This window comes from Billgrantia sp. C5P2, assembly GCF_051062895.2.
The window spans coordinates 1,085,907-1,103,831 of the sequence record NZ_CM128542.1 but is presented as its reverse complement, the minus strand read 5'-3'; the positions used below and the strand labels follow the sequence as shown (position 1 = coordinate 1,103,831).

The 17,925-nt window shown below is 65.4% G+C and carries 10 protein-coding genes; all 10 read left to right on the top strand.

Annotated elements, in window-relative coordinates:
- Window positions 1–136: 136 nt before the first annotated feature.
- Window positions 137–1,336 (top strand): ABC transporter substrate-binding protein, encoded by a 1,200-nt coding sequence (locus ACRWQA_RS05140; protein ID WP_434230543.1) that lies wholly within the window; start codon window positions 137–139, stop codon window positions 1,334–1,336.
- 63 nt (window positions 1,337–1,399) lie between these two features.
- On the top strand, window positions 1,400–3,094 hold the full coding sequence (locus tag ACRWQA_RS05135) for an ABC transporter permease (protein WP_434230432.1): 1,695 nt from the start codon (window positions 1,400–1,402) through the stop codon (window positions 3,092–3,094).
- On the top strand, window positions 3,091–3,741 hold the full coding sequence (locus ACRWQA_RS05130; protein ID WP_434230429.1) for an ATP-binding cassette domain-containing protein: 651 nt from the start codon (window positions 3,091–3,093) through the stop codon (window positions 3,739–3,741). Before ACRWQA_RS05135 ends, ACRWQA_RS05130 begins: the two co-directional genes overlap by 4 nt.
- 832 nt (window positions 3,742–4,573) lie before the next feature.
- The gene (gene glgA / locus ACRWQA_RS05125) at window positions 4,574–6,127 is read left to right on the top strand and encodes a glycogen synthase GlgA (RefSeq protein ID WP_446326253.1); all 1,554 of its coding nucleotides are present in this window, start codon (window positions 4,574–4,576) and stop codon (window positions 6,125–6,127) included.
- Window positions 6,124–7,938, top strand: coding sequence for a malto-oligosyltrehalose trehalohydrolase (treZ, locus tag ACRWQA_RS05120; RefSeq protein WP_446326252.1), 1,815 nt, complete (start codon window positions 6,124–6,126; stop codon window positions 7,936–7,938). Before glgA ends, treZ begins: the two co-directional genes overlap by 4 nt.
- On the top strand, window positions 7,935–10,064 hold the full coding sequence (gene malQ / locus ACRWQA_RS05115) for a 4-alpha-glucanotransferase (protein WP_434232524.1): 2,130 nt from the start codon (window positions 7,935–7,937) through the stop codon (window positions 10,062–10,064). Before treZ ends, malQ begins: the two co-directional genes overlap by 4 nt.
- On the top strand, window positions 10,057–12,849 hold the full coding sequence (gene treY / locus ACRWQA_RS05110) for a malto-oligosyltrehalose synthase (RefSeq protein ID WP_434232526.1): 2,793 nt from the start codon (window positions 10,057–10,059) through the stop codon (window positions 12,847–12,849). Before malQ ends, treY begins: the two co-directional genes overlap by 8 nt.
- Window position 12,850: 1 nt before the next feature.
- Window positions 12,851–13,588: a DUF2934 domain-containing protein gene (locus ACRWQA_RS05105; RefSeq protein WP_434232529.1), complete on the top strand. Its 738-nt coding sequence runs from the start codon at window positions 12,851–12,853 to the stop codon at window positions 13,586–13,588.
- Between the two features lie 43 nt (window positions 13,589–13,631).
- A complete protein-coding gene (gene glgX, locus ACRWQA_RS05100; RefSeq protein WP_434232532.1) occupies window positions 13,632–15,836 on the top strand; it encodes a glycogen debranching protein GlgX in 2,205 nt (734 codons plus the stop codon).
- 56 nt (window positions 15,837–15,892) lie between these two features.
- Entirely contained in the window at window positions 15,893–17,920 is a 2,028-nt protein-coding gene (locus ACRWQA_RS05095; protein WP_434232535.1) for an alpha-1,4-glucan--maltose-1-phosphate maltosyltransferase, read from the top strand.
- Window positions 17,921–17,925 lie beyond the last annotated feature (5 nt).

The following is a 17,925-nucleotide window of genomic DNA, read 5'->3' as shown; positions in this document are numbered from 1 at the left end:
TTTCCTCGCGTCGTGATACGGGTATGCTTGTTGAGACCCCACTCTTGGTGTTTCAGTTTCTACTGAAATCAGGTTAGCAGGCCGTACACAGAAAGCCGAACCCACCGCAAGGCTTCGAAGGAAGACGACGATGACGATGCCCCGCTCCCTTGCCGCCCTTCTGGTGCTGACGTTTTCCTCCCCTTGTCTTGCTCTAGCCAGCGACTGGGAAGCAATCCTGGACGAAGCTCGCGGGCAGGCCGTCTACTGGCACGCCTGGGCCGGTGACACGCGGATCAACGACTATCTCGACTGGGTGAAGCGCCGGGTACGGGACGAGCACGACATCGAGCTCGTGCACGTCAAGATCGACGACACCGGTTCGGCCGTCTCCCGAGTGCTGGCCGAGAAGCAGGCCGGTAACCACGAAGGCGGCAACGTGGACCTGATCTGGATCAACGGCGAGAACTTCGCCACCATGAAGGAGAACGAGCTGTTGTTCGGCCCCTTCGCCGAACGCTTGCCGAACTTCGCGCTGACCCATCCCGAGCATAACCCCGAGGTGGTCACCGACTTCACGCTGCCCACCGAGGGCTTCGAGTCGCCCTGGGGCAAGGCGCAAATCACCTTCTACTACGATGCCGAGGAGTTCGCGGAAGCCCCCCCACGCAGCATGTCAGAGCTTCTCGCCTGGGCCGAGGCCAACCCGGGGCGCTTCACCTACCCGCGCATCCCCGATTTCCTTGGAAGCACCTTCCTCAAGCAGGCGCTGATCGCCGTGACAGAAGAGACCGAGGCACTCTATGCCCCGGTGAAGCAGAGCGACTTCGAGGCCGTTACCGCGCCGCTATGGGATTATCTCGATGCGTTGCATCCTCATCTGTGGCGCAGCGGCCGACAGTTCCCCGCCAATGGCCCCGAACTGCGTCGCCTGATGGGAGACGGCGAGTTGGCTCTTGCCTTCACTTTCAACCCGGCGGAACCGGCCGCCGCCGTGGCCGATCACGAACTGCCCGAATCGACCCGCAGCTACATCCTCGAGGGCGGCACCCTGGGCAACGTCCACTTCGTCGCCATCCCCTTCAATTCGCCCCACCAGGCCGGCGCCATGGCGGTTGCGAACTTCCTGCTCTCACCCGAGGCCCAGGCACGCAAGCAGGATCTCACGGTATGGGGCGACCCCACCGTACTCGACGTAACACGTCTCGACGACGACGATCGCGCACGCTTCGTCCAGGCATCGGACAATCCTGCCCTGCTGGCACCGGAAGCGCTGACCGAGACCTTGCCTGAGCCGCACCCGAGCTGGATGTCGGCACTGCAGGAAGCCTGGCAGGCACGCTATGTCGGCCGCTAGGGAAACTCGAGAAATGCCCCGCCATTTCCAATGGCACCTTGTTGGGAGAGGTGACCAGCCCTGATGCTGCGCCTGGCTCCGGTGGTTATCGTCACCCTGCTGGTCGGCCCGATTCTGGCAGGCCTGGCCATGGCGGCACTGCCCGCCTTCGGCTATCTGCCGGCATTGGGCGGTGAGACAGTGAGCCTGACCCCCTGGCGGGAGTTGCTCGCCCAGCCGGGCCTTGCTCGCTCGGTGGGTATCAGCCTCGCCAGCGGCCTGGTGACCACCGCGGTGTCGCTGGCGGTAGTGCTGCTGTTTCTGGCCGGCACCTCCGGCAGCCGCCTGGACCACTGGATTCGCCGCCTGGTCTCGCCGCTGCTGTCGATTCCACACGCGGCAGCCGCCTTCGGGTTGGCCTTCCTCATTGCCCCCTCGGGGCTATTGGCACGGCTGGCCTCGCCCAGTCTGACCGGCTGGGAACGCCCGCCGGATGCACTGATCGTCCAGGACCCGTGGGGGCTCTCGCTGATGGCGGGCCTCATCATCAAGGAGATTCCCTTCCTGCTGCTGATGAGCCTGGCCGCCCTGCACCAGCTCGACGTCGAGCGGCGTGTGGCCATGGCCCGCTCGCTGGGCTATCGCCCGGCCATCGCCTGGCTGAAGGTGGTGGCGCCGTCGTTATACCCTCTGATACGACTACCGGTCTTCGCGGTCATCGCCTTCGCCTCCTCGGTGGTGGACGTGGCGATGATTCTCGGCCCGACCCTGCCACCCACGCTGGCAGTGTCGATCCTCACCTGGTTCAACGACCCGGACCTGTCGCGACGCTTCATGGCCTCGGCCGGCGCCCTGCTGCAGTTGGGCGTGACGCTGATGGCGCTGCTCTTGTGGTGGGGGCTGGAGTGTCTGGCCCGGCGCCTGGGCCGGTGCTGGGTGGAAGGTGGCCAGCGGCGCCGCGGTGAGCTGGCCTTGCACGTGGCGGGAAAGACACTGATCCTGCTGGCTGCTATTACCGCCCTGGTCGGTATCGCCGGCCTCGCCATCAACTCCCTGGCCGGCTTCTGGCGCTTTCCCGACAGCTTGCCTGCCACCTTCACGCTGCAGCACTGGCAGCGGGCCCTGCCCTCGCTGGCCGGGCCGGTCGCCGCCACGCTGGTGATTGCCACGCTGGCAACGCTACTCGCCCTGGGGCTGGCCCTGGCCGCCCTGGAAAACGAGCAGCGCAGTGGCCGCCACCCGGCCCAGGGCAGGCTCGTCTCTGCTTTGACCCTGCTCTATCTGCCGTTGGTCGTGCCGCAAATTGCCTTCCTGTTCGGCCTGGTGGTGGTGATGGAAGCGGTGGGAACCCGCCCCACCCTCTGGTTGGTGACGTTCGGGCATCTGCTGTTCGTGCTGCCCTACGTGTTCCTTTCACTCTCGGAAGCCTATCGGCGCTTCGACCCGCGCTGGTCGAGGGTGGCGCTGACACTGGGTGCCACGCCCAACGGCGCCTTCTGGCGAGTGCGCCTGCCGATGCTGCTGGCACCGCTGCTGACTGCCATGGCGGTAGGCCTGGCAGTCAGCATCGGTCAATATCTGCCCACCCTGCTACTGGGGGCTGGGCGAGTCTCCACCGTGACCACCGAGGCGATGGCCCTGGCCGGCGGCGGCAACCGCCGCCTGATCGGTGTCTGGGCACTGGTTCAAGCCAGCCTGCCACTGGTGGGCTTCATCATCGCCGTGGGCGTTCCCCGCCTGCTCTGGTCCAACCGCCGCGGAATGCGAGGAGCCCCATGACCGACGATTGCCTCGAGTTCGACAAGGTCCACATCACCCTGCACGGCCGGACACTGCTGCATCTCGATGCGCGCATCGGTCCCGGCGAGGTGCTCACGGTGAAGGGCCCCTCCGGCTCGGGAAAGTCGACCCTGCTGGCCTTCGCTGCCGGTTTTCTGGCGTCGTCGTTCGTGGCTTCGGGACGTATCCTGCTGGGGGGAAAAGACATCACGGCGCTGCCGGCGGAGCAACGCGGTATCGGCCTGCTGTTCCAGGACCCGCTGCTCTTCCCGCATCTTTCGGTAGCGGGCAACCTGCGCTTCGGCCTGCCCCGCGCCACGCCCGACAAGGCTGCCAGGGTCGAGACGGCGCTGGCGGAGATCGGCCTGACGGGCTTCGGTGAGCGCGACCCGGCCACCCTCTCCGGCGGCCAGCAGTCGCGGGTGGCATTGATGCGCCTGCTGCTATCGGCACCTCGGGCCGTGTTGCTGGACGAGCCCTTCTCCAACCTCGACACTCATTTGCGCCAGGAGATGCGCCGGCTGGTGTTCGGTCGGCTACGAGAAGCGGGGCTGCCCAGCCTGCTGGTGACCCACGACACGGAGGACGCCGATGATGCCGGAGGCCAGGTGGTCGAATTGAGTCATGGAGGTACAAGCCGAGCGTGACTCTAACTGGCAAGGAAACCGGATGCCTGAGGCGCGATTCTGCTTCGCTGCCAAAAGCGAAGCGTAGAGTGCCGCTGCGGAGGATGCCGTGCAGGATGCACTGCGGGATCACCCTGCACCGCGTTTTCTCTCGCCATGTGCTACCTGCAGCCACTGCAGCCGGCAGTTCGAGCTGCTGCATCGTGCCGGCCACCGCTTCGATCCGAAGCCTCAGGAAAAACATTCTTCCTAGCACTTGGCAGGTGGGCCTGATTGGCACGTATGCCGGCAGGGTCATAATCCAATAGCGGGAGGATAGTCAGTTCTGTTTCCTTATTTTTCATCAACCTTCCTCAGGAAAATCCTACAGAGACCATGGCAATTTCTTAAAAAGAGCATTAGAAATTACTCCATGAATCTCCTCCAATATCCTGAATTATTTTTCCAAAACCCTCATAGGAATCCAGCCTTACATGTTGCTAACCTGGCACAAAAATTCTACTTAATTGTAACGTTGAGTTAAGCGCATCATCTATACCGAGAAAACAGCACGACGATGCTTTTCTGGGGGCAATCCGGCTGAAACAGGTCCTCTTCTCTTCAAAATTTCTTTACCTAAGTTATGTGAGCATTTCACTTCACCGCAGTAGGATTCATCGTCTATACCTATGCAATACCACCTTTTGTCCAGCTTCACTTCAGGCCAGGATCAGCCAGAAGGGAGCGCGTTACACTGACAGAAGAGCAGTCAAGGCATCTTGACCATGCCACTACAGGGAGGTCTGTCAACATGGGCAATGTGGCACTGAAGGGCATCGGTTCTGAAACAAAAAATGACAGTCTGGGCCGCACGATGACCATCACGGCCAGCGACTTGACGCTTGACGTTCCTCACGACACTCAGAGGAACCGTGATGAACCGTCCGTACTCGCCACGCCGAGTCATCCATCGCAGCGTATTCTGTTCGTAACCCCCGAGATAGCTGATTTCGTCAAAGTCGGGGGACTGGGTGACGTCTCCTCGGCGCTCCCCCGGGCGTTGGCAGCCCATCACGATATTCGCATCCTCATTCCTGCCTACCGGGAAGTACTCAACTCGGGACTGACCATACGCCGCGTCGGCAGCCTGCCCGCACATGCCGACCTGCCAGCCTGCGAGGTTGGCGAGATGACCTGTGCCGATGGCTTGATCATCTACGTACTGCTCTGCCCTGAACTCTACGAGCGCGAAGGCGGCCCTTATGGCACTGGGCCCGGCGGCTATGGCAGTGGCGGCTGGAATGACAACGACATCCGTTTCGCCCGGCTCTCGCTGGCCGCCGCCGAGATCGCCGCCGGCCATGCCGGGCTCGACTGGCAGCCCCAACTTCTGCATCTCAACGACTGGACATGCGGGCTGGCACCGGCCTATCTGCGCTGGCTGGGGCATACGGTTCCCAGCGTGTTCACCATCCACAACCTGGCTTACCAGGGGCTTTACGACAAATCACGCTGCGCGGCGCTGGGCATCCCCGAGTCAGCCTTCCATATCGAAGGTGTCGAGTATTACGACAAGCTCTCCTTCATGAAGGCAGGCATCGTCTACGCCTCATATGTCACCACGGTGAGCGCGACCTATGCCCAGGAGATCACCACGCCTGAGTTCGGCTGCGGACTCGACGGCTTGCTGCGTTGCAAGGCGGAGCAGGGCCGGCTCAGCGGTATTCCCAACGGTATCGACGACTCCTGGGATCCACGTACCGATGCCCACCTGGTCCAGGCTTTCTCGGCCAACGACTGGCGTGGCAAGCGAGCCAATGCCGATTACGTGCGCCATCGCTTCGGCCTGGCACCGAGTGCCGGCCCTCTGTTCGCCATGGTGTCGCGCATGGTGCACCAGAAGGGGGTCGATCTGGTCATCGAGGCGGCACCCAGCATCGTCCAGGCTGGCGGCCAGTTGGTCTTCATTGGCAGCGGCGAGCAGCGTGTGGAAGCCCAACTGGATAGGCTGGCCGAGCGCTATCCGGGGGCCGTGGGCGCCTATATCGGCTTCGCCGAGGAAGAAGCGCGCTGCATCTACGCCGGTAGCGATTTCCTACTGATGCCGTCGCGCTTCGAACCGTGCGGGCTGAGTCAGATGTACGCCCAGCGCTTCGGCTCGCTGCCAATCGCCCACCGCACCGGCGGGCTGGCCGACACCATCGAAGATGGGGTCACCGGGTTTCTCTTCGACGAGGTCAACCAGGCCAGCTTCATGCAGGCGATTCAGCAGGCGTTCTCGGTCTACCACTCCACGGAGCTGTTCTACGCCATGCGCCGGGCGGCCATGACCGGACGCTATCACTGGCGACAGTCGATAGCGCCCTATACCCAACTCTATCAACGCATCAGCGCAGAAGCCGGTGTGGAGGCACAGGCCGCGGAATGAACGAAGCAGAGCGATTCCAATACACTTTTGGTGCCCAGGTGATGGGGCCGGAGTGGACACAGTTCGCACTGTGGGCGCCCAGCGCCAGCCGGGTCGACCTCGAAGTGGAAGGCCTGGCCGCCATCGCCATGAACCATGTCGGCGAAGGGCGCTTCGTCGGCGAGGCGGCCTGCGACCATGGCGCTCGCTACCGCTATCGCGTGCACGTCGACGATGCGCCCAAGGGCCTCGCCATTCCCGACCCTGCCTCCCGCGCCCAGGCGGGCGGCGCCGATGGGCCGAGCCTGGTGGTCGATCCCTACCGCCATGCCTGGCGCCATGCCGACTGGCGCGGTCGACCCTGGCACGAGACGGTGCTCTACGAGCTGCACCTGGGCACGCTGGGCGGCCTGGCGGCAGCGCACCAGTGGCTGCCCTATCTGGCCGAACTCGGCGTCACGGCAATCGAGCTGATGCCGGTGGCGGCTTTTCCCGGCAAGCGCAACTGGGGCTACGACGGGGTGCTACCCTACGCCGTGGACGAGACCTACGGCGAACCTGAAGCCCTCAAGTCGTTCATCGACGACGCCCACGGCCTGGGCCTGATGGTTTTCCTCGATGTGGTCTACAACCACTTCGGCCCGGACGGCAACTACTTGCCTCGCTATGCCGGCGCCTTCTTTCGCGACGACCGGCAAACACCCTGGGGGCCGGCCATCGATTTTCGCCGACCCATGGTGCGCCGTTTCTTCATTGAGAACGCTCTGATGTGGCTCGATGAATACCGCTTCGACGGACTGCGCTTCGATGCGGTGCACGCCATCACTGAACGCGACTTCCTGCTCGAATTGGCCGAGGCCCTGCGCAGCCATATCGACCCGCGACGCTACGTGCACCTGGTACTGGAGAACGAGCACAACGACGCCGCCCTGATCGGCCCGGGCCTGTTCACTGCGCAATGGAACGACGACTGGCACAATGTGATGCACGTGCTGCTCACCGGCGAGAGCGAAGGCTACTACGGCGACTTCGCCGAGGCCTCGACAGAGAAGCTGGCACGCTGCCTGGGCGAGGGTTTCATCTACCAGGGCGACGCCACCCGACAGGGGTCTCCCCGCGGCAGCCCGAGCTCTCACCTGCCGCCGACCGCTTTCGTCGCCTTCCTGCAGAATCACGATCAGGTCGGTAACCGCGCCATGGGAGAGCGCCTGACTCGGCTCGCCGAACCGCAGGCACTGGCAGCCGCCACCCTGGCACTGTTGCTCTCGCCCATGGTGCCGCTGCTGTTCATGGGCGAGGAGTGGGCCAGCGAGCGGCCATTCCTGTTCTTCACCGATCACCGCGCCGAGCTGGCCGAAGCCGTCCGCGAAGGTCGACGGGCGGAGTTCGCCGCGTTCGGCGCCTTTCAGAACCCTGCCTCGCGCGCCGCCATTCCCGACCCCAACGACACGACCACCTTCGAGTCCTCGCGCCCCGACATAGAGGCTCGTGAGGCCGCCCCCCATGCCGATTGGCTGGCATTCGTCCGCCACCTGCTGGCAATTCGACATGCCGAAATCGTGCCACGCCTCGATGGCGCCCGCGCCTTGGGCGCAGAAGTTCTCGACGAGGGCGCCGTCGTGGCCCGCTGGCAAATGAACGACGAGACCCAACTGGTCATCGCCATGAACCTGAGCGAGCGGCCTGCGGCGACTACGGCCTTCGGCGTCGGACGACACCTGTACGAAACACGCGAGGGCGCAGCAGTCGCCACCGAGAGCGGCAGCTTGCCACCACGCTGTGCCGCGGCCTGGTTAAGGAGTGGACCAGGTGACGAGGAGCTCTGCGCATGATCGAGGGACGCCTTGAGACACTGGCCGACGCTGCCGGCCTGATTACCGAATGGGAAGACAGCGAAGAACGCCCACAGCGTCTCTCGACTGCCATCCAGCGCGAACTACTGGCTCGCCTCGGTTACCCGGCCGCTGATGAGGCCGAAATCGCTGACAGCCTGGAACGGCTGCGCGGCCCCACCTCGCCGACACAGTGGCCGCCACTGATCACCGCCGAGCGTGGCATCGCTACCGACCTGCCGTCACCGCTTCCTGCCGACACAGAAATCTCCCTGCACCTCGAGCAGGGCGATCTGCTGCACGACCGACTCGACAAGCGCGGTCGCCTCCCCCCGGTCGGAGTGGCGGGCTACCACCGCTTGCAGATCGCCGGCCACGCGGTGACCCTGGCCGTGGCCCCGCCGCGCTGCTTCACTCCAGCCGATGCCGAGGGTAGCGAAGCGCCACGCCTGTGGGGCCTGGCGGTGCAACTCTACGCCCTGCGCCGCCCCGGCGACGGCGGTATCGGCGATACCTTGGCGCTGGAGCAGTTGGTGCGTCACGCCGCTCAGGCCGGCGCCTCGGCGCTGGCCGTGAGCCCGACGCATGCCATGTTCAGCGCCGACGTAACGCGCTACAGCCCCTATTCCCCATCGAGCCGCCTGCTCTACCACGCGCTGCACGCCGCCCCCGAAGCGCTGCTCGGCGAAGCCGCGGTCGCGGCGGCCGTCGAACGCTGTGGGCTGGGCGAGGTCAAGGCACAGCTGGAAGCGCAGGAACTGATCGACTGGCCCCGCGCGGCAGAGATCAAGCTCGCCTGGCTCCGCGCTCTCTACGACGAGCTGATGCAGCGCGAAGACACCGATGCACAGCAAACCCGCCAGGCACTCTCGGCTTTCCGCGGGGCGCGCGGGGCCATGCTCGAGAATCACTGTCGCTTCGAGGCGCTGAGCCAGCATCGGGGCGAAAGCGACTGGCATCGCTGGCCGGCGGCGCTGCGCGACCCGGCAAGCCCCGAGGTGGCTCGCTTCGCCGAGGAATATGCGCAGGAAATCGGCTTTCACGCCTTCCTGCAGTGGCTCGCCAGCGAAGGACTCGCCCGCGCCCAGACTTCGGCGCGCGAGGCCGGCATGCCGGTGGGGCTGATCGCCGACCTGGCGGTGGGGGCCGATGCCGCCGGTAGCCAGGCCTGGAGCCGCCAGTCCGAGATGCTGGAAGGTCTGTCGATCGGCGCCCCGCCCGATACCTTCAACGTCCACGGCCAGGATTGGGGGCTCGCGCCCTTCTCGCCCCAAGGGCTGGTGAACTCGGGATTTCGCAGCTTCATCGACATGCTGCGAACCGGCTTCGTCCACGCCGGGGGGCTGCGCATCGATCACGTTCTCGGCCTGTTGCGCCTGTGGCTGATCCCCCATGGTGCCGCGCCCACCGAAGGCGGCTACGTGCGCTATCCCCTCGACGATCTGCTGCGGCTGGTGGCGCTGGAATCCTGGCGCCACCGCGCCATCGTCATCGGCGAGGACCTGGGCACTGTCGCCCCGGGCTTTCGTGAGCGCCTGGCACGCCATGGCATCCTCGGCATGCGCGTGCTGTGGTTCGAGCGCGACGACGAGGGTGGCTTCCTGTCGCCGGAGCAGTGGTCCAGCCACGCCATCGCCACCAGTTCGACCCACGACCTGCCGACGCTGGCCGGCTGGTGGGCCGGGCGCGACATCGAATGGCGCGACCGCTTCGGCCTGCTGGCCGACGACCAGGATGCCCACGGCGAGCATGCCGAGCGCCGTGTCGAGCGGTCGCGACTAGCTCGTGCGCTGCATCTGGTCGATGACCACGTACCGGAATCGCCTCTCGACGCTGCCGCTCTGCCTGCCTCGCAGGTGCTCGATGCCGCCGTGCGCCAGTTGGGGCTCACACCGGCGCCGCTCACGCTGCTGCCGGTGGAGGATGCCCTGGGGCTGGAGGAGCAGGCCAACCTGCCGGGCACCCTTGACGAACACCCCAACTGGCGGCGGCGCCTGCCGGATGACACCGAACGTCTGCTCGCCTCACCCGAGGTGGCGGGTCGTCTGGCTGCCCTGGCGGAAGCGCGCCACGAAGCACAACGCGAAGCACGCCACGACGCCCGGGGAGGGGATGGCGATGAGTGAGATTCGCGCCACCGTTCGTCTGCAGTTCCACTGCGGCTTCACCCTCGACGATGCCGCCGAATGGGTGGGTTATTACGCCAGGCTCGGCATCAGCCATGTCTATGCCTCGCCGCTGCAGATGTCGCGGGCCGACTCGCCCCACGGCTACGACGGCATCGACCCCACCCGCATCGACCCCGAACTCGGCGGCGAAGCGGCACTGGAGCGCCTGATCGCACGACTGCGTGAACATGGGATGGGGCTGGTACTGGACATCGTGCCCAACCACGTGGCGGTAGGGGGCTCGCAGAACCCGTGGTGGCAGGACGTGCTGGCCTGGGGCCAGGACAGCCCCTACGCCGGTTTCTTCGATATCGACTGGCACTCGCCCGATCCACTGCTGGCCGGTAAGCTGCTGCTGCCTTTTCTCGGCGAACCCTATGCCGAGGCGCTGCATACGGGCGATCTCGTCCTGTACCACGACCCTGGCACGACAAGCATCGAGCTCGCCTATCACGAGCACCGCTTTCCCCTCGACCCACGCCGCTATGGCGATATCCTGCGCCTCGCAGAGCACGGGACCCTGCGGGACCTGGCGCCACACTTCGATGCCCTGCAACAGCGCGACGACGCCTATACCGCAGTGGCCGAGTGTCGCCGGGAACTGCGCCAGGCGTTGGCGAACCCGACCGCCGGGCAAGCACTACAGCGGTCCCTGGCGCTGTTCGACGGTAGTACTCGCGGCGGCGCCATTCGCCTGCACGATCTGCTGGAGCAGCAGGCCTACCGCCTGGCCTGGTGGCGCACGGGGGCAGACGAGATCAACTGGCGGCGCTTCTTCGACATCACCGAGCTCGGCGGGCTGCGCATCGAGCAGCCCGAGGTGTTCGATGCGGTGCATGCCTTGCCGCTGCGCCTGGTGGAACAGGGCTGGATCGATGGCCTGCGTGTCGACCACGTCGACGGCCTGGCCGACCCGCGTGGCTATTGCCGCCGACTGCGCGCTCGCCTGGGCGAGAGCCAGAAGCGTCGCCCGGAAGGCGTGGTGCGTCACGTGGCGATCTTCGTCGAGAAGATCCTGGCTGCCGACGAGACCCTGCACCGCGACTGGGGCGTCGACGGCACCACCGGCTATGAGCTGATGAACGAGGTTTCCGGGTTGCAGCACGACCCGGCCGGCGCCGAGCCGCTGCGGGACCTGTGGCGTGACGTCAGCGGTCGGACGGACGATTTTACCGGCGAGGTGCGCCGAGCCCGCCGCGAGGTGCTCACGACTCTGCTGGCCAGCGAATACGAGGCCTGCGCTCGCGCCCTGCATGCAGTGGCCCGCCACGCGCTGGCGACCAGAGATATCACCCTGGCGGCGGTACGCCGGGTGTTGACGGCGTTGATCGTGCATTTCCCTGTCTACCGCACCTACGCCGACGACGGCGGCCGCCCCGAGCTCGATGCGCCCTTCTTCGACCGGGCCATGGTCGGCGCCCGCGGCGAACTGAGCCCGCCCGATGCCGCCGTGCTGGCATGGCTGGAACGCTGGCTGGGCGGCGTGGCACCCGCCGATGCCGCGGACGCCGACGAGCGCTGGCTGCGCCAGCGCGCCATCGTGCGCTTCCAGCAGCTCACCTCGCCGGTAGCGGCCAAGGCCGTGGAGGATACCGCCGGCTATCGCAGCGCGGTGCTGATCTCGCGCAACGATGTGGGCTTCGACGGCGAACACTTCAGTCACACGCCGCGCCTGTTTCACGAAGCCAACGCCTGGCGGGCACGCCATTTTCCCCATGGTATGGTCGCCACGGCCACCCACGACCACAAACGCGGCGAGGACGTGCGTGCCCGCCTGGCCGCGCTCAGCGAGAACGCCACCGCCTTCGCCACCCGGGTCGAACGCTGGCGCGACTTGGCCTCACCGCTGCGCCAGGCACTGCCCGAAGGGCCCGCCCCCGCGCCCGGCGACGAGCTGATCCTCTACCAGATGCTGCTCGGCGCCTGGCCGCCGACGCTTGCCCGCGACGACACCGATGCCATGCAGCGCTTTGCCGAACGACTGGCCCAGTGGCAGCAGAAGGCACTACGCGAAGCCAAGCTGCGCACGCATTGGCTGTGGCCCGACGCGGATTACGAGCGGGCCTGCCGCGAATACCTGCAGGGCCTGCTGACCACGCCCGAGCTGTGCCGCGAACTGGAAGAAGCAGCCCGCGAGCTGGACCTGCCGGGGGCCCTCAACGGCCTGGCGCAGACGTCGCTTCGCCTGACCGTGCCCGGGGTTCCCGACCTCTACCAGGGCTGTGAATTCTGGGACTACAGCCTGGTCGACCCCGACAACCGCCGCCCGGTCGACCATGCCGCGCGCCAGGCCGCTCTGGAGCAGGATCATGAGCCCGCCGCAGCGCTGGAACATTGGCGGGACGGCAGCGTCAAGCAGGCCATGATGGCCCGCCTGCTGGCACTGCGCCACGCCCATCGCGACCTGTTCACCCACGGCGACTACCGCCCCGTGGCGGTGGAGGGCGAACACGGCGACAGGCTCGTCGCCTTTCTGCGCCAGCATGACGACCAGCAGTTGCTGGTGACGGTGCCACGCCTGTGCGCGGCGCTGCTCGAAGGTGCCAAACGTCCCCATGTGCCCCCTTCGCGCTGGGGCAATACCCGGGTGCGGATGCCCGGCGAGCCGTGCTCCGCTTGGCAAAGTGCGCTGACCGGTACCACCCTGAGAGTAACGGATGAAAGCCTTGCCGCCGGGGAACTGCTGTCGGCATTTCCCGTCGGTATCCATATACGAGACATGCGCAGGCATAGGGAGAGCTAGGATGGCTAACGAAGAGCGAGTACGGAACCTGGCCTACAAGATCTGGGAATCGGAAGGGCGCCCCGAAGGACAGCAGCAGCGTCACTGGGACATGGCACTGCGGATCGTCATAGCCGAAGAGGAGGAAGGGACCGACGTCGAGCTCGACGAGGTCGGCGAACCGGTGGATGAGCCGCCCATCCTCGAGGACGATCTACCGCTGGAGGATGACGAGACCGGCATTCAGGAGAACCGTCTGCCGCTGGATTCCCCCAACGGCGAGCCGGACTTCGGCGAACTGCCCTATCGCGATGACCGCGACGTGGCCCGGGACGAGCCGGTGCAGGACCGCGCCAGCCCAGGCCCGGCCCCGGACGAGCCCGAGCCCACGGCGGCGTCGACATGCCCGCTACCCACCGAGCAGGCCACCGGCACCGGGGCCCAGGATCAGGATATCGCCAACCGCGGCGGGCCGGATGCCCAAGTCACATCACCGGAACCCGGCCCAGGGCCGATGGAGCCGTTGCCGCCGGAGTCGGCCACGGCCAAGCGCGCTCGCAAGCCACGGCGTGCCGACGATGGCCTGACCCAACCCGATGCCACCGACACAGCCCAGGTACCGGGCAAGACGACCAAGTCCGCCAGCACAAGGCGCACCTCCAAGGCAGGCAGCGGCAAGACGCACACGAAGGAATCGTCGACCGCATCCCAGGCCGGAAAGACAACGAGTCGCAGCAGCAAGACGAAACCCAAGAGCTGAGTGACACGGGGCAAGACGCCCAAAGCATCAAGGACGAGTGCAAATGAACACGAGGGAAGCCGAGAAAGAGAGCGAGCGGGCCGTGGTCTCGAGTGAGCAGCCTGGCGTGATCCGCCGCTCCCGAATACGCGAAGGATGGCCGTTCCCACTGGGCGCGACCTGGGATGGGCTGGGCGTCAACTTTGCCCTGTTCTCGGCCCACGCCACCAAGGTCGAGCTATGCCTGTTCGATGACAGCGGGACTCAGGAGCTCGAGCGTATCGAGCTGCCCGAATACACCGACGAGGTGTGGCATGGCTACCTGCCCGATGCTCGCCCGGGCCAGCTCTATGGCTACCGGGTGCATGGTCCCTACGCGCCCGAGGCAGGGCATCGCTTCAACCCCAACAAGCTGCTGCTCGATCCCTACGCCAAGCAGATCGTCGGCGAGCTGGCCTGGGATGAGGCACTCTTCGGCTACACCATCGGGCACCCCGACGGCGACCTCAGCTTCGATGAACGCGACAGCGCCCCTTTCATACCGCGCTGCCGTGTGATCGACCCCGCCTTCACCTGGGGTCGGGCGCGCGGCATCCAGCAACCCTGGAACCGCACCGTGCTCTACGAGACCCACGTACGCGGGTTCACCATGCGCCATCCGGCGGTCCCGGATGCGCTGCGCGGCACCTTCTCCGGGCTGATGGTCAACGAGGTGGTGGATTACATTCGTTCGCTGGGCGTGTCGTCGGTAGAGCTGCTGCCGATCCACGCCTTCCTCGACGATCAGCGTCTGCTGGAACAAGGGCTGCGCAACTACTGGGGCTACAACACGCTGGGCTTCTTCGCGCCCGATGCGCACTATCTCTCGGGTGACAACATCAACGAGTTCAAGCAGATGGTGGCCTGTTACCACGCCGCCGAACTCGAAGTGATCCTCGACGTGGTCTACAACCACACCGCCGAGGGCAACGAGCTCGGCCCCACGCTGTCGCTGAAGGGCATCGACAACGCCTCCTACTACCGATTGCTGCCCGACGAACCGCGCTATTACATCGACGACACCGGCACCGGCAATACGTTGAACTTGAGCCACTCCCGGGTGCTGCAGATAGTCACTGATTCGCTGCGCTACTGGGCCACCGAGATGCGCGTCGATGGCTTCCGCTTCGACCTGGCGACGATCCTCGGCCGCGAGCCCCACGGCTTCGACGAGGGCGGCGGCTTTCTCGACTCCTGCCGCCAGGACCCGATCCTGAGCCAGGTGAAGCTGATCGCCGAGCCTTGGGACTGCGGCCCCGGTGGCTATCAGGTAGGCGGCTTTCCACCGGGCTGGGCGGAGTGGAACGACCGTTTCCGCGACACCACGCGCGCCTTCTGGCGTGGCGACGAGGGCCAACTGGCCGAGTTGGCCTCGCGCCTGATGGGCTCGGCGGACCTGTTCGATCGGCGCGGCCGGCGCCCCTTCGCCTCGGTCAATTTCGTCACCGCCCACGACGGGTTCACGCTGTACGACCTGGTGGCTTACAACGACAAGCACAACGAGGCCAACGGCGAGGACAACCAGGACGGCCACGACCACAACCTGGCGTGGAACCACGGCGAGGAAGGCCCCACCGATGATCCGGCCATCCAATCGCTGCGCCTGCGCCAGATTCGAAACCTTCTCGCCACCCTGTTGCTCTCGCAGGGCACCCCGATGCTACTGGCGGGCGACGAGTTGCTGCGCACCCAGCAGGGCAATAACAATGCCTACTGTCAGGACAACGAGATCAGCTGGCTCGACTGGAACCTTGATGGCGATGCCCACGCCATGATCGAGTACGTCCGCCATTTGATTGCCCTGCGTCTGCACTACCCCATTCTGCGCCGCGGCCGCTTCCTATCCGGCGAGTACAACGAGGAGATGGGGCTCAAAGAGGTGACCTGGCTCGCTGCCGACGGCAGCGAGATGGATGTCGAGCGCTGGGAGAACCCCGAGTCGGACAGCCTCGGCGTGCTGCTGGACGGCCGTGCTCGACCCTCGGGCATTCGGCGTGCCGGCGACGATCGCTCACTGCTCGTCCTGTTCAATGCCAACCCCGATCCGATCGCATTCCGCCTGCCCGAGGTGCCCCGCGGCATCGGCTGGGTATGCCGGCTCGATACCAGCCGATCCCTCGACGATGAGCTCCTGCATGCCGACTTCGGAGACGAATACGCGATGGAGGGCCGCACGCTGGTCCTGTTCGAGCTGTTGCAAGACACCGGTCCCCTGGATCACACGGCATGAGATTCATCTGAGAGTTCAGCTGCTGGTCGAGATCTGCGACACAAGAGGAGCATGCGATGAGTTCAACTCCGTACACGGCGCCAGTCGACGATTCAGCCCAGGAGCAAGAGCGGAGCCCAGTCCTGACGGCCATCCATGCACCTCGCATCGCCATCGAATCGGTGCAGCCGACCCTGGACCATGGGCGATTCGCGGCCAAGGTCATCGTCGACGAGCCGGTTACCGTCACGGCCAGGATCTTCGCCGACGGCCATGACATCCTGGCAGCCTCGGTGTGCTGGTTCGACGCCGATGGCAACCAGCACCGCGCGCCCATGCATCCGACACAGCCTCCAGGCTTGGATATCTTCGAGGGGCGCTTTACGCCGCGTGGCATCGGGCGACATCGCTTCCTCATCGAAGCTTGGTGGGATATCTACGCCACCTACCGCTACGAACTGTCCAAGAAGCACCAGGCCGGTGTGCCGGTCGGCCTCGAACTCGAGGAGGGCAGGCGCGAGATCGCCCGGGCGGTCGAGCGCAGTGAAGGCGAGCTCCGGGAGGCCCTTGGGGCCATTCATAAACGCTTCCAGTTGCTCGAAGCCGATGCCGACCGGGTCGCGCTGCTGCTCGACGCCGACACGGCGCAGCTGATGCACGAAGCAGATGCCCGTCCGCACCTGACCCGAAGCGATGCCCTCTATCCCCTGGAGGTGGAGCGCCTCGAGGCGCGTTTTTCGAGCTGGTACGAGCTGTTTCCCCGCTCTGAAACTGACAGCCCAGAACGCCACGGCACGTTCAACGATGTCCACCGGCGCCTCCCGCTGATCCGCGACATGGGTTTCGACGTCCTCTATTTTCCACCCATACACCCCGTGGGGCGCACGCACAGGAAAGGACCCAACAACTCACTTGAAGCAGGGCCGGACGATCCCGGCAGCCCCTACGCCATCGGTAGCAAGGAGGGTGGTCATGAAGCGATACATCCGGAACTTGGCACGCGAGACGATTTCCGTGATCTGGTACGCGCTGCAGCCGATCATGGCCTGGAAGTCGCGTTGGACTTCGCCATCCAGTGCTCGCCCGACCATCCCTGGCTCGAGGAGCACCCCGGTTGGTTCTCATGGCGTCCCGATGGGTCTATCCGCTACGCGGAGAACCCGCCCAAGAAATATCAGGACATCGTCAACGTCGATTTCTATGCCGATGATGCAATCCCTTCGCTCTGGATCGAGCTGCGCGACATCGTGCAAGGCTGGGTCGACGAAGGCGTGAGGATATTTCGCGTCGACAATCCCCATACCAAGCCACTGCCCTTCTGGGAATGGCTGATTGGCGACATTCGCCGCCGCGACTCGTCGGTGATCTTTCTGGCCGAGGCCTTTACCCGACCAGCGATGATGCTGCGACTCGGCAAGCTGGGCTTCAACCAAAGCTACACCTACTTCACCTGGCGCCACACCAAGCAGGAACTGACCGAGTACTTCACCCAGCTCAACGAATCACCGCTGCGCGAGGGCTACCGGCCCAATTTCTTCGTCAATACACCGGACATCAATCCCTACTTCCTGCAGTCCTCGGGACGGCCTGGCTTCCTCCAGCGAGCAGCTCTCGCTGCCTTGGGGTCGGGCTCCTGGGGAGTGTATTCCGGCTTCGAGTTGTGCGAGGGCGAACCGGTGCCGGGCAAGGAGGAATATCTCGATTCGGAGAAGTACGAAATTCGGCCGCGTGACTATACCGCGCCCGGCAACATCACCTACGAGATCGCCCAGCTCAACCGCATTCGCCGCGAAAACCCGGCGCTGCAGACCCACCTGGGCGTCGCCTTCTATCCGGTGCACAACGACCGCCTGCTGTTCTTCGGCAAGCGCAACGAGACGCGGGACAACTTCATTCTCATCGCCGTCAACCTCGACCCGTTCGAACCCCAGGAAGGCACGTTCGAGTTGCCGCTGTGGGAGTTCGGACTGCCCGACGATGCGGCACTGCATGGAGAGGATCTCATGAGCGGACATCGCTGGACATGGCATGGCAAGTGGCAGTCGATGCGCCTCGATCCCGCGCACCTGCCGTTCGCCATCTGGCGCATCCGCCCGGTTCATTAGCCACA